The organism is Kluyvera huaxiensis, assembly GCF_040149365.1.
GTDB classification, from domain to species: domain Bacteria; phylum Pseudomonadota; class Gammaproteobacteria; order Enterobacterales; family Enterobacteriaceae; genus Kluyvera; species Kluyvera intermedia_A.
In genome coordinates this window covers 1-21,579 of record NZ_JBEFLV010000026.1, presented here as the reverse complement: position 1 = coordinate 21,579, position 21,579 = coordinate 1, and the positions used below count along the sequence as shown (strand labels likewise).

Genomic DNA, 21,579 nt, shown 5'->3' with positions numbered 1-21,579 from the left:
CTTGATGCAACTCGAATGATTTTATGTATATAGAGTGTCATTGGCGCAGTTTCGATGAATTTGCTATATTTGCGCCCTTGATAGACAGGAGCGTTTCACATGACATCCCGGCGAGACTGGCAATTACAACAGTTGGGTATTACCCAGTGGTCACTGCACCGTCCCGGGGCGCTACAGGGTGAGATCGCCATTACGCTCCCGCAGCACGTCCGTTTAGTGATGGTTGGCGAAGCGCTACCCGCGCTGACGGAGCCATTAATGAGCGATATTCTACGCGCCCTATGTCTCACTCCTGACCAGGTTTTACCGCTGACGCCCGACCGTGTCGCCATGCTGCCGCAGGGCAGCCGATGTCATTGCTGGCATCTTGGCAACCAGGCATCCGCTACTCTGGAAGGCGTAGTGCTTACGACGCCTCCCTTTAATGAACTGCAAGCCAGTGCGCCAGCGCGCGCCGCGCTTTGGCAACAAATTTGCGCCCATGAACACGATTTCTATCCTCAGCACGACTGATTTACCTCGCGCCTTTCACATCGAAAAGCGAGCCCATGCGTTTCCCTGGAGTGAACAAACTTTTGCCAGCAATCAGGGCGAACGCTATCTGAACCTCCAGATGTCAGTCGATGGCGAGATGGCGGCCTTTGCCATTACGCAGATAGTGCTGGATGAGGCGACGCTGTTTAATATTGCGGTCGACCCGGACTATCAGCGCCGGGGTCTGGGGCGTGAGTTGCTTGAACATCTCATCGATACCTTAGAAGCGCGTGGCGTAGTGACGTTATGGCTTGAAGTTCGCGCGTCGAACCATGCGGCCATCGCTCTGTATGAGAGTTTAGGCTTTAACGAAGCGACCATTCGTCGCAACTATTATCCCACGGCGGAAGGTCGTGAGGATGCCATCATTATGGCGCTGCCCATCAGTATGTAAGACAAGGTGAAAAGATGATGAAGTGGGACTGGATTTTCTTCGATGCCGACGAGACGCTGTTTACGTTTGACTCGTTTAGCGGCCTACAGCGGATGTTTCTCGACTACAGCGTGACTTTTACCGCGGAAGATTTTCAGGATTACCAGGCGGTAAATAAACCGTTGTGGGTGGACTACCAGAATGGCGCGATTACTTCGCTCCAGCTTCAGCATCAGCGTTTTACCGGTTGGGCGGAACGTTTGAACGTGCATCCAGGCGATCTTAACGACGCATTTATGAACGCGATGGCCGAGATTTGCGCTCCGTTACCGGGGGCGGTATCGTTGCTGAACGCCCTGCAGGGTACGGTGAAAATGGGCATTATCACCAACGGCTTTACCTCACTGCAGCAAACGCGTCTCGAGCGTACCGGCCTGCGCGATCATTTTGATCTGCTTATTATTTCTGAAGAAGTGGGCGTGGCGAAACCGGATCGTCGGATCTTCGACTATACCCTTGAGCAAGCCGGTCATTCGGACCGTTCTCGCGTGTTAATGGTGGGGGATACCGCCGAGTCTGATATTCGCGGTGGCATGAACGCCGGTTGGGCAACCTGCTGGCTGAACGCGCATCAACGCCCGTTGCCAGAAGGTATCAAGCCTGACTGGACGGTGACGTCATTGCCTGAACTGGAGTTACTCCTGTGTAAACAGTGATTGCCAGCCCCCCATTGATGGGTAAAATAGCCGCAATTTTTTCGTATTCAACATGCGTGGCGCATTGCCGCGTTTACTAAGAAGAATGAATTATGACGTTGTCTCCTTATCTGCAAGAGGTGGCTAAGCGCCGCACTTTTGCCATTATTTCTCACCCGGATGCCGGTAAAACGACGATCACTGAAAAGGTACTGTTATTCGGACAGGCTATTCAGACCGCCGGGACAGTAAAAGGCCGTGGCTCCAGCCAGCATGCGAAATCTGACTGGATGGAGATGGAAAAGCAGCGTGGGATCTCCATTACCACGTCCGTAATGCAGTTCCCGTATCACGACTGTCTGGTTAACCTGCTGGATACCCCTGGGCACGAAGACTTCTCGGAAGATACCTACCGTACCCTGACGGCGGTCGACTGCTGTCTGATGGTTATCGATGCCGCGAAAGGCGTCGAGGATCGTACCCGTAAGCTGATGGAAGTTACCCGTCTGCGTGATACGCCGATCCTGACTTTCATGAACAAACTTGACCGCGACATCCGTGATCCAATGGAAGTGCTGGATGAAGTGGAGCGTGAGCTGAAAATCGGCTGTGCGCCAATTACCTGGCCAATTGGCTGCGGCAAGCTGTTCAAAGGCGTTTACCACCTCTATAAAGATGAAACCTATCTTTATCAGACCGGTAAGGGCCACACCATTCAGGAAGTGCGCATTGTTAAAGGGTTGAACAACCCGGAACTGGATGCGGCGGTTGGTGAAGACCTGGCGCAGCAGCTGCGTGATGAGCTGGAACTGGTTCAGGGCGCGTCCAACGAGTTCGACAAAGAGCTGTTCCTGGCCGGTGAAATCACCCCGGTATTCTTCGGGACCGCGCTGGGTAACTTTGGCGTTGACCATATGCTGGACGGTTTAGTTGAGTGGGCTCCGGCGCCGATGCCGCGCCGCACTGACACTCGTCTGGTAGAAGCGCAGGATGAGAAATTCACCGGCTTCGTCTTTAAAATTCAGGCCAACATGGACCCAAAACACCGCGACCGCGTGGCGTTTATGCGTGTGGTGTCCGGCAAATATGAAAAAGGCATGAAGCTGCGCCAGGTTCGTATTGGCAAAGATGTGGTGATTTCCGACGCGCTGACCTTTATGGCGGGCGACCGTTCGCACGTTGAAGAAGCCTACCCAGGCGACATCATCGGCCTGCATAACCACGGCACCATCCAGATTGGCGACACCTTTACCCAAGGCGAGATGATGAAGTTCACCGGGATCCCGAACTTCGCACCAGAGCTGTTCCGTCGTATTCGTCTCAAAGATCCTCTGAAGCAGAAACAGCTGCTGAAAGGGCTGGTTCAGCTGTCAGAAGAGGGGGCAGTACAGGTATTCCGTCCAATCGCCAACAACGATCTGATCGTGGGTGCGGTAGGTGTGCTGCAGTTTGACGTGGTGGTTGCGCGTCTGAAAAGCGAATACAACGTTGAAGCTATCTACGAATCCGTTAACGTCGCTACCGCCCGCTGGGTGGAAAGCAAAGACGTGAAGAAATTCGAAGAGTTTAAACGCAAAAACGAAATTCAACTGGCGCTGGATGGCGGCGATAATCTGACGTATATCGCCCCGACCATGGTGAACCTGAACCTGACTCAGGAGCGTTATCCGGAAGTTGAGTTCCGCAAAACCCGCGAGCACTAATCTTCTCTCAGAGCACGGCGCCCGCCGTGCTCTGCCTTCTTTATTCTCGTGTTGCCCCCAACAGATTGTTCTTAATTGTCAGCAATTACAACGCAACGGCCCGATTTTTGGCCTAGGCTCTTATCTGTAACATAAAGAAAACATGATGACTTGTTGGTTCGACAGCAGGGTCGGCACGTACGGATAAAGGAGAATCATATGTTTCGTTGGGGCATTATCTTTCTGGTTATCGCGTTGATTGCCGCCGCTTTGGGTTTTGGTGGTTTGGCGGGGGCAGCAGCGGGCGCGGCAAAAATTGTGTTTGTCGTCGGTCTAATCTTGTTCCTGGTCAGCCTGTTCATGGGGCGTAAGCGTCCTTAGCAATTTGTTCTGTCACAGCAACCACGTCTAAGTCAGCGCCAGTGCGCTGACTTTTTTTATGTATTCCTCTGCGGCTGTGCTTTACGATAATCCTATTGCGATCCACAACCGGCGAGGCGCGTGTGACCTACCGTTTTATCGATACCCACTGTCATTTCGATTTTCCGCCTTTCACCGATAATGAAGCGGCCAGCCTTGTGCAAGCTGCACTTGCCGGGGTGGATAAGATTATTGTTCCGGCGGTTGAAGCGGAACGCTTTGCGCGAGTTATGGCGCTAGCCGTATCTCACGCCCCGCTGTATGCCGCGCTGGGGCTGCATCCGATAGTTGTCGAACGCCATGACGAACACAGTCTGGAACAGCTGGAAATGCAGCTCGCGGCGAAACCAGAAAAGCTGGTGGCGGTGGGGGAAATAGGCCTTGATCTGTATCGGGAAAACCCACAGTTTGAGCGCCAGCAGTTCCTGCTGGATGCACAACTGCAATTGGCAAAACGCTATGATCTACCGGTTATTCTGCATTCGCGGCGAACTCACGATAAGCTGGCGCTGCACCTGAAGCGGCACAATTTACCGAGAACAGGCGTGATACACGGCTTTGCTGGCAGCCTGCAGCAGGCCGAGCGCTTTGTGCAACTGGGCTACAAAATTGGCGTCGGTGGCACCATATCTTACCCCCGCGCGAGTAAAACCCGTGACGTGATGGCGCGATTGCCTCTGGAGGCGCTGGTGTTGGAGACCGATGCTCCCGATATGCCGCTGAATGGTTTTCAGGGACAACCGAACCGCCCGGAGCGGGTTGCCGACGTATTTACCCATCTGTGTGCTTTGCGCGATGAGCCACCGGAGCAAATTGCGCAAGCGCTGCGCGACAATACCTATGCACTCTTTTCGAACTTGTAGGGTGACTTAGATCTCATTATCAATTATTAACCCGTTTCTCTTGCGCTAAACCTGTGACTTTGCGCGAACAAGATAATTTCGTGACGTTATAATCGCCGCGTTGTTCTGCCGTAATTATCATGTTTTTCAATACACAGGGACTCTGTATGCAAATCCTCATGGGACTTATTGGCATGGTGGTGCTACTTGCCATCGCCTTGCTGCTTTCCAGTAATCGTAAAGCGATTAATCTCCGAACCGTGCTGGGTGCCTGGCTTTTACAGGTCGCTATCGGCGCGTTAATTCTCTATGTTCCCGCCGGGCGTAAAGTGCTGCTGGCCATGTCGGAAGGCGTCGCCAACGTGATTGCCTATGGTAACGAAGGGATTGGCTTCCTCTTCGGTGGCCTGGTCTCCGACAAAATGTTTGAAGTCTTTGGCGGCGGCGGCTTTGTGTTTGCGCTGCGCGTCCTGCCGGTTATCGTCTTCTTCTCCTCGCTGATTGCCGTGTTGTACTACCTCGGCATTATGCAGTTCGTGATTCGTATTTTGGGCGGCGCGCTGCGTGCGGTACTGAAAACCTCACGGACGGAATCGCTCTCGGCCACGGCGAATATCTTCGTTGGCCAGACGGAAGCACCATTGGTGGTGCGCCCGTACATTGCGACCATGACCCGTTCTGAGCTGTTTGCCGTGATGTGCGGCGGCCTCGCGTCGGTGGCCGGCTCCGTGCTGGCGGGATACGCGCAGATGGGTGTCCCGCTGGAGTACCTGATTGCGGCTTCGTTTATGGCGGCACCGGGTGGGCTGCTGTTTGCCAAAATCATCGTGCCGGAAACGGAAACGCCGCATGATTCACCCTCGCTTGAAAACAATCAAAAAGATGCGGACGCACCGGCAAACGTGCTGGACGCTGCGGCATCGGGTGCGGCTTCAGGGATGCAGCTGGCGCTAAACGTTGGGGCAATGCTGCTGGCATTTATCGCGCTGATTGCTCTGCTGAACGGTATTCTTTCCGGCGTTGGCGGCTGGTTTAACTATCCGGACCTGTCATTGCAGTTGATTCTGGGATGGGTCTTCTCACCGCTGGCGTGGGTGATTGGCGTGCCGTGGAGCGAAGCGACGGTAGCGGGCTCCTTTATCGGTCAGAAGCTGGTTATCAACGAATTCGTGGCTTACATGAACTTCGGTGAATACCTGAAGGCCGATGCGGACGTCGCCGCTGCCGGGCTACAGGTGATTTCCAACCACACCAAAGCGATTATCTCTTTCGCGCTCTGTGGTTTTGCTAACCTTTCCTCGATTGCGATTCTTATCGGTGGGCTGGGCAGCATGGCGCCTAATCGCCGTCAGGAAATCGCGCAGTTGGGCCTGAAAGCCGTGGCTGCAGGGACGCTCTCTAACCTGATGAGCGCCACCATTGCCGGCGTATTCCTCGCCCTATAAGTACAGTGCCGGAGGGATAATCCTTGTTATTCCTCTGGCCTGCAGCGCCAGGCTGACGGCCTCAACGTCCTGCGGCCCGGCGCTACGCCATGACTTTGCTTCCCCGTAAACACCGTGCGCGTGAAATGCATTTAGACGGACGGGAATGTCCCCCAGTTCACTGATAAAGGCGCTTAACGCTTCAGATTCCTGCACATAATCCGTTTGCCCCGGGATCACCAGCAGCCGCAGCTCGCTCAGCATCCTTTGCTGCGCCAGCCATTGGATACTTTGTTTAATCCGCATATTGCCCTTTCCTGTCAGCGCAAGGTGCGCACCGTTATCCCATGATTTTAAATCCACCATCACGCCATCGCATACCGGGCGCAGTTTCTCCCAGCCGGTTATCGGTAATTCGCCGTTGCTATTGACCAGACACGTCAGGTGCCTGAGTTCGGGCGTTTCCTTGATGCGCTGGAACAGCGCGCAGATAAACGGTAGCTGGGTGGTGGCCTCGCCGCCGCTAACGGTAATACCCTCAATAAACGGCGCGACTTTATTTATCTGCTGGATAATCTGTTCCACGCTCATGACCTGTGCCATGGGCGTGGCCTGCTGCGGACACAGATGCAGACAGGTATCACACTGCTGGCAGACATCCGATTGCCACTGCACTTTCCCTTCACTCAAGCTCAGAGCCTGATGGGGGCACTGGGGAACGCACTCGCCGCAGTCGTTGCAGCGCCCCATGGTCCACGGGTTGTGGCAATTCTTGCAGCGCAGATTGCAGCCCTGCAAGAACAGGGCCAGGCGGCTGCCCGGCCCGTCGACGCAGGAAAAGGGGATAATTTTACTGACTAAAGCGCATCTGTTGTTCATGGCTTACTACACGAGGTTGACGTTCCAGGATGCGAGTGTTGCGGGCGGCCTCTTCACCTAACCATGTGGTATTGGTACGAGAACCTTCCGCACGATATTTCTCCAGATCGGACAGGCGCACCATATAGCCGGTGACGCGCACCAAATCGTTGCCGCTGACGTTAGCGCTGAACTCGCGCATCCCGACTTTGAACGCGCCCAAACACAGCTGCATAACGGCCTGCGGGTTACGCTTCACCGTTTCATCAAGGGTCAGGATGTCACTGATCCCCGCCGCATAGTGCGCGTGGTGTGGTGCCACGGCGAGCAGATGGGTTATTGGGTCAGGCTCGTCGCCGTAAGGCAGACGTGCGCCCGGTGTGGTGCCTATATCCGAACTGATCCCCGACTGCGCATGCAGTAACGCACGCTGCTGCCAGCCGTACTGGACCGGCGTGCGGGCGACGAAATCTGCCAGCTCGGCGCTGATACGATAGGCAAGCTGGTTAGCCTGTTCGTCCTTGCCGTAGCGAGCCGCGATGCCTTCACGCTCACACAAAACGTTGACGGCTTCAGCCAGCGAATAGATGCCAAACATCGGGACAAATCGGTCCGGGTCGATCAACCCTTCGCTCACCAGGAAGCTATTCTCAAAGAAGTGAGATTGCTCATAGAGGAAACGGCAGCGCGCATCAATGATGTCGGTTTGTAGCTGGCAGTAGTGCGGTAACTGGTGGCTGAAAAAATCATCGATAGAGCGGCTACGCAGGGCAACCTGCTGCAAATTCATGCGTACTAGCGTGCTTCCGCCGCCTGCGACCGGCAGTGAGTTGTAACAGCTGACGATGCCATATTGACCTTTTGTGAAAATTTTATCATTCAGTGGGCCGTTAGCAATATGCGGTTTACTGCACTCGCAAATATTTTGTGCCACTTGAAGCAGCAAATCGTCAGGCGTGATTTCCGGATCGTAGATAAAGGTTAGATTCGGCGCAACCTGCTTCAGTTCGGCTTCTGCGCGTAAAACGGCGCGGGTGATAGGCGTGTCGTGTGGCCCAATGTTGACGTGGGTGAAGGCATCCGGCAGCGTGCGATAGAGATAGCGCCAGAAACGTTTTATTCGAATATCGATTTCATCTTGTGTTAGAATTCTAACATACGGTGACAGCAGCTCATCAAGATGACCGAGATAGACCGGCATCGCGGTGACGGAAGGGACGTGATGATACAGGATGGTGAGCAGTGAAAGCGCGTCATCCAGATCCTGCGCACCTTCCAGCTCCAGCCACTCGGAGCCGTTTGCCAGGAAGCGAGCGTAGTCCGGCAGGACGTAGCGCGGTTTATAAGGCGCGTGTCCTTCAAACATATCGCAGATAACGCCGTCGGCTAGCGCAGCCTGAGCGACCTCTGAAATCTCAGGGTACGGTAAGGCGTTTTCGGCTTCTAAGGCCAGAAAATGGCGTTTCTGTTCTGGGGTTAATACGGAGCTTGTCACAATTTGCTGGCAGTGTTGCAGCAGCGGTGAATCAATCGATGTTGGCATGTTCGGTTCCTCAGACGAGCGATGCGAGAAGTGTATGAAAAGCGATGCGGCGATCCTTTGATCCCAGCGGCTGAATGGGCGTTTTTATTCGCACCTTTACGGCTAAAGTTTGAAGTGTGTCGCGTTGTTGTAATGCAAATTTGTACGAAGTTTTCACTAAGTGTGATGAAAGTCGAAGTGTGAGCGCGGGGCAGTGTTACAATAGTCACAGACCCGCAAGGTAACGATTTACACGGCACAGTGCCGTCGGAGAGAAAAATGACTGATTTAAAGGCAAGCAGCCTGCGTGCGCTGCAGTTGATGGACTTAACTACCCTGAATGAAGACGACACCGATGCGAAAGTGATCGCCCTGTGTCATCAGGCAAAAACGCCGGTTGGCAACACTGCCGCGGTCTGCATCTATCCGCGTTTCATTCCGATTGCGCGTAAAACGCTGAACGAGCAGGGTACGCCGAACATCCGTATCGCCACCGTCACCAACTTCCCGCACGGTAACGACGACATTGATATTGCGCTGGCAGAAACCCGCGCGGCTATCGCCTACGGTGCTGACGAAGTTGACGTGGTATTCCCATACCGTGCGCTGATTGCGGGCAACGAGCAGGTCGGTTTTGATCTGGTTAAAGCCTGTAAAGAGGCCTGTGCGGCGGCTAACGTGCTGTTGAAAGTGATCATCGAAACCGGCGAGCTGAAAGAAGAAGCGCTGATTCGTAAAGCATCTGAAATCTCTATCAACGCTGGCGCTGATTTCATTAAAACCTCTACCGGTAAAGTGCCGGTCAACGCTACCCCGGAAAGCGCGCGCATCATGATGGAAGTGATTCGTGATATGGGCGTAGAAAAAACCGTGGGCTTCAAACCAGCGGGCGGCGTTCGTACCGCAGAAGACGCGCAGCTGTTCCTGTCCATCGCTGACGAACTGTTTGGCGCTGATTGGGCTGACTCCCGTCACTACCGTTTTGGCGCATCTTCCCTGCTGGCAAGCCTGCTGAAAGCGCTGGGCCACGGCGACGGTAAAAGCGCAAGCAGCTACTAAGTCTTTATGACCGACGGGTGCACCCTCACCCTAACCCTCTCCTCGGATGGAGAGGGTGAAAACCGGGTAACGTGATGACAACAAATCATGTCATGCGCTTCCCTCTCTCGGGTCGGGAGAGGGCCAGGATGAGGGTTAACACCCCAGCCTCGCTATTAACTTCATAGGAGGGTACCTTGTTTCTCGCTCAAGAAATTATTCGTAAAAAACGTGATGGTCAGGCACTGAGTGATGAGGAAATTCGTTTCTTTATCAACGGTATTCGCGATAACACCATCTCTGAAGGGCAAATTGCAGCCCTGGCGATGACCATTTTCTTCCATGATATGAGCATGCCGGAGCGTGTCTCGCTGACCATGGCGATGCGGGATTCGGGCACCGTCCTGGACTGGAAAAGCCTCAATCTGAACGGCCCAATTGTCGACAAGCACTCCACCGGCGGCGTCGGTGACGTTACTTCTCTGATGCTTGGCCCGATGGTTGCAGCCTGCGGCGGCTATATTCCGATGATCTCCGGTCGCGGCCTTGGCCATACCGGCGGTACGCTCGACAAACTGGAAGCGATTCCGGGCTTCGACATCTTCCCGGACGACAACCGTTTCCGCGAAATTATTAAAGACGTGGGTGTAGCGATTATTGGGCAAACCAGCTCGCTGGCACCGGCGGACAAACGTTTTTATGCCACCCGCGATATTACCGCGACCGTGGACTCAATCCCGCTGATTACCGCCTCTATTCTGGCTAAAAAACTGGCCGAAGGCCTGGATGCGCTGGTGATGGATGTGAAAGTGGGTAGCGGCGCCTTTATGCCAACCTATGAGCTGTCTGCGGCGCTGGCCGAAGCTGTCGTCGGCGTTTCTAACGGTGCGGGAGTGCGGACCACCGCATTGCTGACCGACATGAATCAGGTGCTGGCATCCAGCGCCGGTAACGCCGTTGAAGTACGCGAAGCGGTGCAGTTCCTGACCGGCGAATACCGTAATCCACGTCTGTTTGACGTCACCATGGCGCTGTGCGTGGAAATGCTGATTTCCGGCAAACTGGCGAAGGATGATGCCGAAGCGCGCGCTAAGCTGCAGGCGGTACTGGATAACGGTAAAGCGGCAGATATCTTTGGGCGTATGGTCGCGGCGCAAAAAGGCCCGACTGATTTCGTTGAAAACTATGCGAAATATCTGCCAACGGCGATGCTCAGCAAAGCAGTCTATGCTGATACCGAAGGTTTTGTTAGCGCGATGGACACCCGTGCACTGGGAATGGCAGTGGTTTCGATGGGTGGCGGTCGCCGTCAGGCATCTGACACCATTGATTACAGCGTCGGTTTCACCGACATGGCGCGTCTGGGCGACAGCGTTGACGGACAACGTCCGCTGGCAATCATCCACGCGAAAGACGAAGCCAGCTGGCAGGACGCGGCGAAAGCCGTCAAAGCGGCAATTAAACTGGACGACAAAGCGCCTGAAATTACGCCGACCGTCTATCGTCGCATCACCGAATAGTTATATACTGATCTGATCGCTTTTTTGCAGCGCAAGATGTATGGAGAACAAGATGAAACGTGCATTTATTATGGTGCTGGACTCCTTTGGAATTGGTGCAACGGAAGACGCTGACCGCTTTGGTGATGTCGGCGCAGATACCATGGGCCACATTGCAGAAGCCTGCGCCAAAGGCGAGGCTGACAAAGGTCGTAAGGGCCCGCTGAATTTGCCTAATCTGACTCGTCTGGGTCTGGTGAAAGCGCATGAAGGTTCAACCGGTAAAATTGCCGCCGGCATGGACGGCAACGCGGAAGTTATTGGCGCGTACGGTTGGGCGCATGAGCTCTCTTCCGGTAAAGATACCCCGTCAGGCCACTGGGAAATTGCCGGTGTGCCGGTTCTGTTCGACTGGGGCTATTTCAGCGAACATCAGAACAGCTTCCCGCAGGAGCTGCTGGATAAACTGGTTAAGCGTGCCAATCTTCCGGGTTATCTCGGTAACTGTCACTCTTCCGGTACGGTTATCCTGGACGAACTGGGTGAAGAGCATATGAAAACCGGTAAGCCGATTTTCTATACCTCCGCTGACTCCGTGTTCCAGATTGCCTGTCACGAAGAGACCTACGGTCTGGATAAACTTTACGAGCTGTGTGAAATCGCCCGTGAAGAGCTGACCGAAGGCGGCTACAACATTGGTCGTGTGATCGCGCGTCCGTTTGTGGGCGACAAAGCGGGTAACTTCCAGCGTACCGGCAACCGTCACGATCTGGCCGTTGAACCGCCAGCCGCGACCGTTCTGCAGAAACTGGTTGATGAAAAACACGGGCACGTGGTTTCTGTCGGTAAAATTGCCGATATCTACGCCAACTGCGGTATCACTAAAAAAGTGAAAGCTACCGGCCTGGATGCGCTGTTCGACGCCACTATCAAAGAGATGAAAGAAGCCGGTGACGAGACCATTGTCTTCACTAACTTCGTGGATTTCGACTCTTCCTGGGGCCACCGTCGCGATATCGCGGGCTATGCTGCCGGTCTTGAGCTGTTCGACCGCCGTCTGCCTGAGCTGATGGAGCTGGTGGGTGAGGATGACATTCTGATCCTGACCGCCGACCACGGCTGTGATCCAAGCTGGCCAGGTACTGACCACACCCGTGAGCATATTCCGGTGCTGGTGTACGGCCCGAAAGTGAAAGCGGGCTCTTTGGGACACCGTGAAACCTTCGCGGATATCGGCCAGACGCTGGCGAGCTACTTCGGTACCTCACCAATGTCGTACGGTAAAAACATGCTGTGATACCCGTTGTCTTTCGCGCTGTAGATGCGTTGACTTCATTCGCTCACCCCGGTCACATAGTGAATCTATGCTTCCGGGGATTCACGAATTCGTCGCCTTCCTACAACGCGAAACTCTTAGGGTATTCTTCTCAATTTTAATAAGGATAAATTGATGGCAACTCCACACATTAACGCAGAAATGGGTGATTTCGCTGACGTAGTTTTGATGCCAGGCGACCCGCTGCGTGCTAAGCACATTGCTGAGACTTTCCTCGAAGATGTTCGTGAAGTAAACAACGTTCGCGGCATGTTAGGTTTCACCGGTACTTACAAAGGCCGTAAAATTTCCGTGATGGGCCACGGTATGGGTATCCCATCCTGCTCTATCTACACCAAAGAGCTGATCACCGACTTTGGCGTGAAGAAAATCATTCGTGTGGGTTCCTGTGGCGCAGTTCGCGCTGACGTGAAACTGCGTGATGTGGTTATCGGCATGGGTGCGTGCACCGATTCCAAAGTAAACCGTCTGCGTTTCAAAGATCACGATTTCGCGGCTATTGCTGACTACGGCATGGTGCGTGATGCGGTTGATGCTGCCAAAGCGCTGGGCGTTGATGCTCGCGTCGGTAACATCTTCTCTGCAGATCTGTTCTATACCCCGGACCCAACCATGTTTGACGTGATGGAAAAATACGGCATCCTAGGTGTGGAAATGGAAGCTGCTGGTATCTACGGCGTTGCGGCTGAGTTCGGTGCGAAAGCGCTGACCATCTGCACCGTGTCTGACCATATCCGTACCCACGAGCAGACCACCGCTGCTGAGCGTCAGACGACGTTCAACGATATGATCAAAATTGCGTTGGAATCTGTCCTGCTGGGCGATAAAGCGTAAGTATTGTTTGCCCGGTAGCGCTATGCTTACCGGGCTAATATAACGTCTGATGGCGCTTCGCTTATCAGACCTACAAACCCGCACAAAACCGTAGGTTGGATAAAGCGTAGCCGCCATCCAACGAATCGCGCACTAATCCCGTAGGTTGGATAAGGTGTAGCCGCCATCCAACGAATCGAGCACTAGTCCTGTAGGTTGGATAAGGTGCAGCCACCATCCAACGAATCGCTAATCCTGTAGGTTGGATAAGGCGTAGCCACCATCCAACGAATCGCGCACTAATCCTGTAGGTTGGATAAGGCGCAGCCGCCATCCAACGAATCGAGCACTAGTCCTGTAGGTTGGATAAGGCGTAGCCGCCATCCAACAAAACCCTGCACAAACCTTCTGCAAAATCCCGATCCTGCTTCCTAAAACTCTCTGACTTCATTGCTATTAATCCTGCCCACGTTACGTTTGATTTTTTGTTTATGGAGATAGGCAAAATGCCAAACTATCGTCGCTATTACATCAATGGTGGAACGTGGTTTTTTACGGTAAACCTAAAAAACCGCCAGAGCGATCTTCTGGTAAGTCGTATTGCGGATTTACGCGCAGCGGTGAGTGCGGTGAAAAACGCAAAGCCTTTTAATATTGATGCATGGGTTGTTTTGCCCGAGCACATTCATTGTATTTGGACGTTACCGGAAGACGATTGCGATTTTTCTTCCCGGTGGCGGGAAATAAAAAAGCGGTTTACCAAATCGTTGCCACGGCAAGCGGTGTGGCAGTCGCGTTTTTGGGAACATATGATTCGTAATGAAGACGATTATCGGCGTCATGTCGATTACATTTATAGTAATCCGGTCAAACATGGCTGGGTTCAACGAGTCCAGGATTGGCCATTTTCGACGTTTCATCGTGATGTGCGGGCAGGGATGTACCCTGGTGATTGGGCTTGGGATACCAGCGAGTATATGGTGGGTGAGAGAAAATAACGTCTGATGGCGCTGCGCTTATCAGACCTACAAACCCGTAGGTTGGATAAGGCGCAGCCGCCATCCAACAATCCGCGCGCAAACCCCGTAGGTTGGATAAGGCGCAGCCGCCATCCAACAATCCGCGCGCAAACCCCGTAGGTTGGATAAGGCGCAGCCGCCATCCAACAACCCGCGCACAAACCCTGTAGGTTGGATAAGGCGTAGCCGCCATCCAACGATGAGACCGCTCTTACCGTACCGCCCCTGCAATCCACACCGACAGCTCGCGCAGCTCATTTTCCTGCTCCGGAAAATCAACCTTCAGCGCCTTACAGGTTTGCTGTAGCACGTCGGAGCGGTACTGGCACCCTTGCAAGCGCTCGGCGAGCGCCTCCAGCGGTGCGGGGTTCAGGCTATCGGTAAACACCTGCGTACGCGTGATTAGCCCTTTCTCCACGTCGAAATGCAGCTCTACGCCGCCCCAGGTGAAGCGCTCATCAAGCAGATGTGAAAATGCCGGTGCCTGGCCGAAGTTCCACTCCCAGCTACTCTGGCGAGCGAAGGTTTCCGCAAAGTTAGGCAGATCCGGCGCTTTATCGGGAGAGATAATCTCCGCCTCGACGCGCTCGCCGTAATGCTGGAAGAACGCTTCGGTAACGGCCTCACAAATTTGCTCGTGGGTGATATCCGGCAAAAGCTCAACCAGGTTCGCCACGCGGCCGCGTACGGAGGTTATCCCCTTAGCCTGTAGCTTCTTCTTATCCGGATTGAGATAGTTAGCCAGACGGCTAAGGTCGGCATTTAGCAGCAGGGTACCGTGGTGGAAGCCGCGATCTTTGGTTTCGCGATAGGCTGAACCAGAGACCTTACGTTCTCCCTCTTCGGTTTTGACGATCAGATCATTACGTCCGGAAGCCTCGGCGCTGATCCCCAGAGAATTCAACGCTTCCAGCACAATAGAAGTGGAGATGGTTTTGTCATATTCTGGTTTACCTGCCATAAAGGTAAAACAGGTATTCCCGAGATCGTGGAACACCGCGCCGCCGCCGCTGCTTCGGCGTGCCAGACGAACGTTGTCCTCCTCCATACGCCGGGTATTGCACTCTTTCCACGGGTTCTGCGCCCGGCCGATGACCACGGTATCGGCATTACGCCACAGGAAGAGGACCCGCTGCGTGGCGGGCATCTGGCGAAAAATGCACTCCTCAACGGCGAGGTTAAACCATGGATCGTGAGAGTCTGAAAGCAGCAGGCGCAGCGTTGACATAGCGATTTCCTTTTCTGATTAATCTTTATCTTCGTCCTGAACCGGCTTATTGGCTGTGAGCAGGAATGGTGACTGCTGCCAACGTGTGCGTTTACCGCGCAGCAGCGTGCGGGCCAGCACCACGCCAATCGCCAGTGATAGCAGCAGCATCAGGCGTAAAATATTGGTGGTGTTATCGACCTGTCCGGATTCGGTGGCGATGGTGTGGGTGTCCAGCGTCAGGCGAAGATAACCCAGCGGGCCATTTTTCCCCTGAATCGGCTCGACGATCTGCTGGTTGAAGTAGCTGCCGGCTTTTTTGCCGTCCAGCGCCAGACGATCGCGGAGTTCGACCTGTTCGCCAGCGCGTGCAATGAGATCGCCTTGTTCATCGTAAACCCCAGCATCAAGAATGCGGCTTTTACCGGTGAGTTGCTTAAGTAAATTGCCGATCTTTTTCTCGTCTGGCGTTTCGCTTTTCATCATGGGGGCCAGGTTCAGCGAGACCTGATAAGCCAACGTTCTCGCAAGTTCTTCGAGCTGAGGATTGCGCTGTTTCTGGCTTTGTTGACTGAACCAGGACGCACCCTGCATCAGGGCGACCAGTAGAGCGAGGCATATCAGAACAATCGCGGTGCGATGCAATCGAAATTTCAGTTTTGCGCGAACCATATTCCACCTTTGAAAATTTACAGCTTAATGTTGCCAGAAGCGCTGGTTACAAGGTAGCCTCATGCGTTATTTTCCTGGGCTTAATAGAGAAGATTGGAGCTGTAATGCCAAACAGTTTGACCTGGTGCGACCTGCCTGAAGATGTCTCCTTGTGGCCTGGGTTGCCGCTTTCGCTTAGCGGCGATGAAGTCATGCCGCTGGATTATCACGCTGGGCGCAGCGGCTGGCTGCTGTATGGCCGCGGCCTCAACAAAGATCGCCTGACCACTTACCAACGTAAACTGGGTGCGGCTATGGTGATCGTAGCAGCCTGGTGCGTTGAAGACTATCAGGTGATTCGTCTGGCTGGATCATTAACGCCTAGAGCCACGCGCCTGGCGCATGAGGCCGGGCTGGATGTGGCTCCGTTGGGCAAAATACCGCACCTGCGTACGCCGGGTCTGCTGGTGATGGATATGGATTCCACGGCGATTCAGATCGAATGCATCGATGAAATTGCCAAGCTGGCGGGGACCGGTGAACTGGTCTCTGAAGTGACCGAGCGCGCGATGCGTGGTGAATTGGACTTTAGTGCTAGCCTGCGCCAACGCGTGGCAACGCTTAAAGATGCCGACGCCAATATTTTGCGCCAGGTGCGCGACACGTTGCCGCTCATGCCGGGGTTAACCCAACTGGTTCTTAAACTAGAAACGCTGGGCTGGAAAGTGGCGATTGCTTCCGGTGGTTTCACCTTCTTTGCTGAATACCTGCGCGATAAACTACGTTTGACCGCAGCGGTTGCCAATGAGCTGGGTATCCGCGATGGCAAGCTGACGGGTGAAGTTGTCGGCGATATCGTTGATGCGCAGTACAAAGCCAAAACGCTGCTTGAGCTGGCTGAGAAACATGATATTTCCCGAGCGCAGACGGTGGCTATCGGTGATGGTGCGAACGATCTGCCGATGATCAAAACGGCCGGTCTGGGTATTGCGTATCATGCTAAGCCAAAAGTGAATGAACAGACGGAAGTCACTATCCGTCATGCCGATTTGATGGGGGTATTTTGTATCCTCTCCGGCAGCCTGAATCAGAAATAAAGAGGTTAACGTGGCGAAAGCTCCTAAACGCGCATTTGTCTGTAATGAGTGCGGTGCGGATTACCCTCGCTGGCAGGGGCAATGCAGCGCCTGCCAGGCCTGGAATACCATCACCGAAGTGCGCGTTGCGGCTTCTCCTGTGGTTGCACGTAATGAGCGCCTGAGTGGTTACGCGGGTAACGCAGGCGTCGCGAAAGTGCAAAAGCTGTCGGATATTAGTCTGGAAGAGCTGCCGCGTTTTTCTACCGGTTTTAAAGAGTTCGATCGCGTACTGGGCGGCGGTGTTGTGCCTGGCAGCGCCATCCTGATTGGCGGTAATCCGGGTGCCGGGAAATCGACGCTGTTGCTGCAAACCCTGTGCAAGCTGGGCGAACAGATGAAAACGCTGTACGTCACCGGGGAAGAGTCGCTGCAGCAGGTAGCTATGCGTGCGCACCGTCTTGGCCTGCCAACCGCTAACCTGAATATGCTTTCGGAAACCAGCATCGAACAGATTTGCCTGATTGCTGAGGAAGAGCAGCCGAAGCTGATGGTTATTGACTCCATCCAGGTGATGCATATGGCGGATATCCAGTCATCGCCGGGTAGTGTCGCGCAGGTGCGTGAGACAGCCGCTTATCTGACGCGTTTTGCCAAAACGCGCGGCGTGGCGATTGTGATGGTTGGCCACGTGACCAAAGACGGCTCGCTGGCTGGGCCGAAGGTGCTGGAACACTGCATCGACTGTTCTGTGCTGCTTGATGGCGATGCCGATTCCCGCTTCCGTACCCTGCGTAGCCATAAGAACCGTTTTGGCGCGGTGAATGAACTTGGTGTCTTCGCCATGACTGAGCAGGGGCTGCGCGAGGTTAGTAATCCTTCAGCTATCTTCTTAAGCCGTGGCGATGAGGTGACTTCCGGTAGTTCGGTGATGGTGGTTTGGGAAGGAACGCGACCGCTGTTGGTAGAAATTCAGGCGCTGGTGGATCAATCGATGATGGCGAACCCAAGGCGCGTAGCCGTGGGGCTAGAGCAGAACCGTCTGGCGATTCTACTGGCGGTGCTGCATCGTCATGGCGGCCTGCAGATGTCGGATCAGGATGTGTTTGTTAATGTGGTGGGCGGCGTGAAAGTCACCGAAACCAGTGCTGACCTGGCGTTGTTGCTAGCGATGGTCTCCAGCCTGCGCGATAGACCTCTGCCGCACGATCTGGTGGTATTTGGTGAAGTCGGTCTGGCCGGTGAAATACGCCCTGTACCAAGCGGGCAGGAGCGTATTTCGGAAGCGGCGAAGCATGGCTTCCGTCGGGCGATTGTCCCGGCCGCTAACGTACCGAAGAAACTTCCGGAAGGGATGCAGGTATTTGGCGTGAAGAAACTCTCTGATGCGCTCGGCGTATTTGACGATTTATATTCATAGATTCTGACGCTGCTAAATATTGTCGGACATATTGGCCCGGATAGTACAGTGAGTACTTCCGGGTTTTTTGTATAATGGGTACATGGTTTACCCCAATTTTTTGCAGGAGGCTCTTGTGTCGTCGTTTGACTATCTTAAAACCGCAATCCGTCAGAAAGGCTGCACGTTACAGCAGGTCGCTGACGCTAGCGGCATGACCAAGGGCTATTTAAGCCAGCTTCTGAACGCCAAAATTAAAAGCCCCAGCGCGCAAAAGCTGGAAGCATTACATCGCTTTCTGAATCTGGAATTTCCACGTCAGCAGAAAAATATTGGCGTGGTATTTGGTAAATTCTATCCCCTGCATACGGGGCATATTTATCTTATTCAGCGTGCCTGTAGCCAGGTCGACGAACTGCATATCATCATGGGTTATGACGATACGCGTGACCGTGCGTTGTTTGAAGAGAGCGCGATGTCGCAGCAACCAACCGTATCGGATCGCCTGCGCTGGCTATTACAGACTTTCAAATATCAGAAAAATATCCGTATTCATGCCTTCAATGAAGAGGGGATGGAACCGTATCCGCATGGTTGGGACGTGTGGAGCGCGGGGATAAAAAACTTTATGGAAGAGAAGGGAATTCAGCCTAACTGGATTTACAGTTCAGAAGAGGCGGATGCACCGCAGTACCTTGAACATCTGGGCGTTGAAACGGTGCTGATTGACCCGAAACGTACGTTTATGAATATCAGTGGTGCGCAGATTCGTGAAAACCCGTTCCGTTATTGGGATTATATTCCAACGGAAGTAAAGCCGTTCTTCGTGCGCACGGTGGCGATTCTCGGCGGTGAGTCTAGCGGTAAATCGACGTTGGTGAACAAGCTGGCGAATATCTTCAACACCACCAGTGCGTGGGAATATGGCCGTGACTATGTATTTTCTCATCTTGGCGGTGACGAGATGGCGCTGCAATATTCTGACTATGACAAAATCGCTCTTGGCCATGCGCAATATATCGATTTCGCAGTGAAGTACGCTAACAAGGTGGCTTTTATTGATACTGACTTTGTCAGTACGCAGGCATTTTGTAAGAAGTATGAAGGACGTGAACATCCCTTTGTTCAGGCTCTGATCGATGAATATCGCTTTGATCTGGTCATTTTGCTTGAGAACAACACGCCGTGGGTCGCGGACGGGTTACGCAGCCTGGGAAGCTCTGTTGATCGCAAAGAGTTCCAGACGCTGCTGGTATCGATGCTTGAGAAAAACAACATTGAGTTTGTGCATGTTGAAGAGTCAGATTACGACTCGCGGTTCCTGCGCTGTGTGGAATTGGTTAGGGAATTGATGGGCGATTGACCGGATAAGGGCTTTTTCTGAGGGGGAAGTCCTTTGTATATATCGCTGGCTATTTTTATTTTATCTTTATTATATTCACTTTGATTGCTTGTTGTTTGCATTGCATCTGTTTTAATAATATTTAATTTTTATTAATAAAGAATTATTCATTTCCATTACGTATCCATTCTAATAGCTTCTTATCATGATTTAGTTAAACTAAAGCATATTTTTAATTTAACTAAATCATATAGGCTACGAAATAATTTGATATTGAGTACAATACTGCAAGGCATAAGTGCCTTCTGAAATGTTCAATGGAGTGATATTTCGGGCCTCTTCAATAGCTGAAATATATAACACAAGCATTTAATATATTTGTGTCTCGCCGTTTTAACATTTCCTCAAAATATAGGTTTTCCCTGTTAGCGAACTGGTTGCTATGAGCCATGGGCGGTAGCATGCCAAAAAATAAAGTTACGAATAGAGGTTGTATGGCGAGGAGCGGCTTAGAAGTACAGCAGGCGGTTATCAAGGCATTATTCATGAGGGAAATAAAAACCCGCTTTGGGAAGTATCGGCTTGGGTATCTGTGGGCTGTACTGGAGCCTGCGGCGCATCTATTGGTGATGGTAGGGATCTTTGGATATATTATGCATAGGACAATGCCTGATATTTCATTTCCTGTTTTTCTGATTAATGGGATAATACCATTTTTTATATTTAGCAATATAACAAATAGATGTATCAGTGCAATTGAAGCAAACCAAGGGCTTTTTAATTATAGACCAGTAAAACCAATTGATACGGTCATTGCCAGAGCAAGTTTAGAAAGTATTATTCATATATTTGTTTATGTGCTCTTAATGTGTTTATTGTGGTGCATTGGAGAAGATTTTTCAGTGCGAAATATATTAGTACTAGCGACGTCATGGGGATTCTTGGTGCTACTATCCTGCGGTATTGGTCTCCTCTTTATGACCGTTAGTAATATGTACTCTGAAACTGAAAAGTTTCTACCAATAATTATAAAGCCATTGTATTTTATTTCCGCCGTAATGTTTCCTCTCCATGCTATACCAAAGGATTATTGGCCATTAGTAACATGGAATCCATTAGTTCATGTTATTGAGTTAAGTCGTGAGTCTATAGTCACTGGATATGATGGTGGTGGAGTTAGTCTTAATTACTTGGCATTCTCATCAATTCTTATTTTTTTTATTGGATTGGTTATCTATCAATACAGCGAAGAGGCGATGTTGACGTCATGATAAAGATTGATAATTTAACTAAATCATATAAAACCCCAAAAGGGCGACACTATGTTTTTAAAGGGATGAATATTGATATTCCTGATGGACAAAGTGTTGCTTTAATCGGTCGTAACGGTGCCGGGAAATCGACGCTATTAAGAATGATTGGTGGTATTGATCAGCCAGATAGTGGACGGATTATAACAGATAAAACTATATCATGGCCTGTCGGATTATCTGGCGGGTTTCAAGGCAGTTTAACTGGGCGAGATAATGTTAAGTTTGTTGCTCGTCTTTACTCAGAAAAAAAAGACTTTGCAGATAAAGTAAAGTTTGTTGAAGGATTTTCTGAGTTGGGTAAATATTTCGATATGCCTATAAAAACGTATTCTTCGGGTATGCGATCAAGACTAGGTTTTGGTCTTAGCATGGCCTTTCATTTCGATTACTATTTGGTCGATGAAATTACCGCAGTTGGTGATGCTCGGTTTAAACAAAAGTGGGTAATGACTCCAACTTACTGATAGTGTTTTATGTTCAGATAATGCCCGATGACCTTGTCATGCAGCTCCACCGATTTTGAGAACGACAGTGAC

General features: G+C 52.3%; 21 protein-coding genes and 1 pseudogene. 17 read left to right on the top strand and 5 right to left on the bottom strand.

Features of this window, described 5'->3' with window-relative positions; translation table 11 throughout:
* Positions 1–99 precede the first annotated feature (99 nt).
* The 7 genes from ABOC97_RS20830 (at position 100) to ABOC97_RS20800 (ending at position 5,991) form a co-directional block, all read left to right on the top strand.
* Positions 100–513, top strand: coding sequence for a DNA polymerase III subunit psi (locus ABOC97_RS20830; RefSeq protein WP_234508134.1), 414 nt, complete (start codon positions 100–102; stop codon positions 511–513).
* Positions 482–928, top strand: a complete 447-nt coding sequence (gene rimI, locus ABOC97_RS20825; protein WP_234508136.1) for a ribosomal protein S18-alanine N-acetyltransferase — start codon at positions 482–484, stop codon at positions 926–928. The genes ABOC97_RS20830 and rimI overlap by 32 nt, the downstream gene beginning before the upstream one ends.
* 17 nt (positions 929–945) lie before the next feature.
* The gene (yjjG, locus tag ABOC97_RS20820; protein ID WP_349601492.1) at positions 946–1,623 is read left to right on the top strand and encodes a pyrimidine 5'-nucleotidase; all 678 of its coding nucleotides are present in this window, start codon (positions 946–948) and stop codon (positions 1,621–1,623) included.
* A gap of 92 nt (positions 1,624–1,715) precedes the next feature.
* Positions 1,716–3,305, top strand: a complete 1,590-nt coding sequence (prfC, locus tag ABOC97_RS20815) for a peptide chain release factor 3 (protein WP_349601416.1) — start codon at positions 1,716–1,718, stop codon at positions 3,303–3,305.
* 198 nt (positions 3,306–3,503) lie between these two features.
* The gene (locus tag ABOC97_RS20810) at positions 3,504–3,665 is read left to right on the top strand and encodes a DUF1328 family protein (RefSeq protein ID WP_234508140.1); all 162 of its coding nucleotides are present in this window, start codon (positions 3,504–3,506) and stop codon (positions 3,663–3,665) included.
* Between the two features lie 122 nt (positions 3,666–3,787).
* A complete protein-coding gene (locus tag ABOC97_RS20805; RefSeq protein ID WP_349601414.1) occupies positions 3,788–4,567 on the top strand; it encodes a TatD family hydrolase in 780 nt (259 codons plus the stop codon).
* Between the two features lie 146 nt (positions 4,568–4,713).
* Positions 4,714–5,991 carry a NupC/NupG family nucleoside CNT transporter gene (locus ABOC97_RS20800; protein WP_349601412.1) on the top strand — a complete coding sequence of 426 codons (1,278 nt, stop codon included), beginning with the start codon at positions 4,714–4,716 and terminating at the stop codon, positions 5,989–5,991.
* On the opposite strand, the gene ABOC97_RS20795 is transcribed toward ABOC97_RS20800, so the two are convergent.
* Positions 5,986–6,849: a YjjW family glycine radical enzyme activase gene (locus ABOC97_RS20795; protein ID WP_349601410.1), complete on the bottom strand. Its 864-nt coding sequence runs from the start codon at positions 6,847–6,849 to the stop codon at positions 5,986–5,988. The two genes, ABOC97_RS20800 and ABOC97_RS20795, sit on opposite strands and share 6 nt — an antisense overlap.
* The gene (locus ABOC97_RS20790; protein WP_349601408.1) at positions 6,821–8,371 is read right to left on the bottom strand and encodes a YjjI family glycine radical enzyme; all 1,551 of its coding nucleotides are present in this window, start codon (positions 8,369–8,371) and stop codon (positions 6,821–6,823) included. Before ABOC97_RS20790 ends, ABOC97_RS20795 begins: the two co-directional genes overlap by 29 nt.
* 258 nt (positions 8,372–8,629) lie before the next feature.
* Between ABOC97_RS20790 and deoC the strand changes: the two genes are divergently transcribed.
* The 5 genes from deoC (at position 8,630) to ABOC97_RS20765 (ending at position 14,034) form a co-directional block, all read left to right on the top strand.
* Positions 8,630–9,409 carry a deoxyribose-phosphate aldolase gene (gene deoC, locus ABOC97_RS20785; RefSeq protein WP_349601406.1) on the top strand — a complete coding sequence of 260 codons (780 nt, stop codon included), beginning with the start codon at positions 8,630–8,632 and terminating at the stop codon, positions 9,407–9,409.
* A gap of 176 nt (positions 9,410–9,585) precedes the next feature.
* A complete protein-coding gene (deoA, locus tag ABOC97_RS20780; protein ID WP_349601404.1) occupies positions 9,586–10,908 on the top strand; it encodes a thymidine phosphorylase in 1,323 nt (440 codons plus the stop codon).
* 52 nt (positions 10,909–10,960) lie between these two features.
* Positions 10,961–12,184, top strand: coding sequence for a phosphopentomutase (gene deoB, locus ABOC97_RS20775; RefSeq protein ID WP_349601402.1), 1,224 nt, complete (start codon positions 10,961–10,963; stop codon positions 12,182–12,184).
* Positions 12,185–12,337: 153 nt separating this feature from the next.
* Positions 12,338–13,057, top strand: coding sequence for a purine-nucleoside phosphorylase (gene deoD / locus ABOC97_RS20770; protein ID WP_234508154.1), 720 nt, complete (start codon positions 12,338–12,340; stop codon positions 13,055–13,057).
* A gap of 485 nt (positions 13,058–13,542) precedes the next feature.
* Positions 13,543–14,034 (top strand): REP-associated tyrosine transposase, encoded by a 492-nt coding sequence (locus ABOC97_RS20765; RefSeq protein WP_349601400.1) that lies wholly within the window; start codon positions 13,543–13,545, stop codon positions 14,032–14,034.
* A gap of 232 nt (positions 14,035–14,266) precedes the next feature.
* On the opposite strand, the gene lplA is transcribed toward ABOC97_RS20765, so the two are convergent.
* Together lplA and ABOC97_RS20755 are read right to left on the bottom strand one after the other, a co-directional pair.
* The gene (gene lplA / locus ABOC97_RS20760; protein ID WP_349601398.1) at positions 14,267–15,283 is read right to left on the bottom strand and encodes a lipoate--protein ligase LplA; all 1,017 of its coding nucleotides are present in this window, start codon (positions 15,281–15,283) and stop codon (positions 14,267–14,269) included.
* 18 nt (positions 15,284–15,301) lie between these two features.
* Positions 15,302–15,934: a YtjB family periplasmic protein gene (locus tag ABOC97_RS20755; protein WP_349601396.1), complete on the bottom strand. Its 633-nt coding sequence runs from the start codon at positions 15,932–15,934 to the stop codon at positions 15,302–15,304.
* A gap of 104 nt (positions 15,935–16,038) precedes the next feature.
* Here ABOC97_RS20755 and serB point away from each other — a divergent pair, with 104 nt between their 5' ends.
* The 5 genes and pseudogenes from serB to ABOC97_RS20730 form a co-directional block, all read left to right on the top strand.
* Positions 16,039–17,010, top strand: coding sequence for a phosphoserine phosphatase (serB, locus tag ABOC97_RS20750; protein WP_349601394.1), 972 nt, complete (start codon positions 16,039–16,041; stop codon positions 17,008–17,010).
* Positions 17,011–17,020: 10 nt separating this feature from the next.
* Entirely contained in the window at positions 17,021–18,409 is a 1,389-nt protein-coding gene (radA, locus tag ABOC97_RS20745) for a DNA repair protein RadA (protein ID WP_349601392.1), read from the top strand.
* Between the two features lie 115 nt (positions 18,410–18,524).
* The gene (gene nadR / locus ABOC97_RS20740) at positions 18,525–19,751 is read left to right on the top strand and encodes a multifunctional transcriptional regulator/nicotinamide-nucleotide adenylyltransferase/ribosylnicotinamide kinase NadR (RefSeq protein ID WP_349601390.1); all 1,227 of its coding nucleotides are present in this window, start codon (positions 18,525–18,527) and stop codon (positions 19,749–19,751) included.
* A gap of 473 nt (positions 19,752–20,224) precedes the next feature.
* Positions 20,225–21,001 carry an ABC transporter permease gene (locus ABOC97_RS20735; protein WP_349601490.1) on the top strand — a complete coding sequence of 259 codons (777 nt, stop codon included), beginning with the start codon at positions 20,225–20,227 and terminating at the stop codon, positions 20,999–21,001.
* Positions 20,998–21,483: pseudogene (locus tag ABOC97_RS20730) on the top strand (ABC transporter ATP-binding protein); the annotation flags it as partial. The gene ABOC97_RS20735 and the pseudogene ABOC97_RS20730, both read left to right, overlap by 4 nt.
* Positions 21,484–21,500: 17 nt before the next feature.
* Here ABOC97_RS20730 and ABOC97_RS20725 read toward each other — a convergent pair.
* Positions 21,501–21,579 (bottom strand): IS1 family transposase (locus ABOC97_RS20725; RefSeq protein ID WP_001401901.1); only part of this gene is annotated, 79 nt, incomplete at its 5' end.

Excerpts from the sequence above, each read along its gene's own strand:
- ABOC97_RS20830 (WP_234508134.1), top strand. The coding sequence starts at position 100 with ATGACATCCCGGCGAGACTGGCAATTACAACAGTTGGGTATTACCCAG.
- ABOC97_RS20795 (WP_349601410.1), bottom strand. The coding sequence starts at position 6,849 with ATGAACAACAGATGCGCTTTAGTCAGTAAAATTATCCCCTTTTCCTGC.
- ABOC97_RS20735 (WP_349601490.1), top strand. The coding sequence starts at position 20,225 with ATGGCGAGGAGCGGCTTAGAAGTACAGCAGGCGGTTATCAAGGCATTA.
- deoD (WP_234508154.1), top strand. The coding sequence starts at position 12,338 with ATGGCAACTCCACACATTAACGCAGAAATGGGTGATTTCGCTGACGTA.
- ABOC97_RS20800 (WP_349601412.1), top strand. The coding sequence starts at position 4,714 with ATGCAAATCCTCATGGGACTTATTGGCATGGTGGTGCTACTTGCCATC.
- rimI (WP_234508136.1), top strand. The coding sequence starts at position 482 with ATGAACACGATTTCTATCCTCAGCACGACTGATTTACCTCGCGCCTTT.
- lplA (WP_349601398.1), bottom strand. The coding sequence starts at position 15,283 with ATGTCAACGCTGCGCCTGCTGCTTTCAGACTCTCACGATCCATGGTTT.
- ABOC97_RS20790 (WP_349601408.1), bottom strand. The coding sequence starts at position 8,371 with ATGCCAACATCGATTGATTCACCGCTGCTGCAACACTGCCAGCAAATT.
- prfC (WP_349601416.1), top strand. The coding sequence starts at position 1,716 with ATGACGTTGTCTCCTTATCTGCAAGAGGTGGCTAAGCGCCGCACTTTT.
- yjjG (WP_349601492.1), top strand. The coding sequence starts at position 946 with ATGAAGTGGGACTGGATTTTCTTCGATGCCGACGAGACGCTGTTTACG.
- ABOC97_RS20810 (WP_234508140.1), top strand. The coding sequence starts at position 3,504 with ATGTTTCGTTGGGGCATTATCTTTCTGGTTATCGCGTTGATTGCCGCC.
- deoC (WP_349601406.1), top strand. The coding sequence starts at position 8,630 with ATGACTGATTTAAAGGCAAGCAGCCTGCGTGCGCTGCAGTTGATGGAC.
- ABOC97_RS20755 (WP_349601396.1), bottom strand. The coding sequence starts at position 15,934 with ATGGTTCGCGCAAAACTGAAATTTCGATTGCATCGCACCGCGATTGTT.
- deoB (WP_349601402.1), top strand. The coding sequence starts at position 10,961 with ATGAAACGTGCATTTATTATGGTGCTGGACTCCTTTGGAATTGGTGCA.
- ABOC97_RS20765 (WP_349601400.1), top strand. The coding sequence starts at position 13,543 with ATGCCAAACTATCGTCGCTATTACATCAATGGTGGAACGTGGTTTTTT.
- serB (WP_349601394.1), top strand. The coding sequence starts at position 16,039 with ATGCCAAACAGTTTGACCTGGTGCGACCTGCCTGAAGATGTCTCCTTG.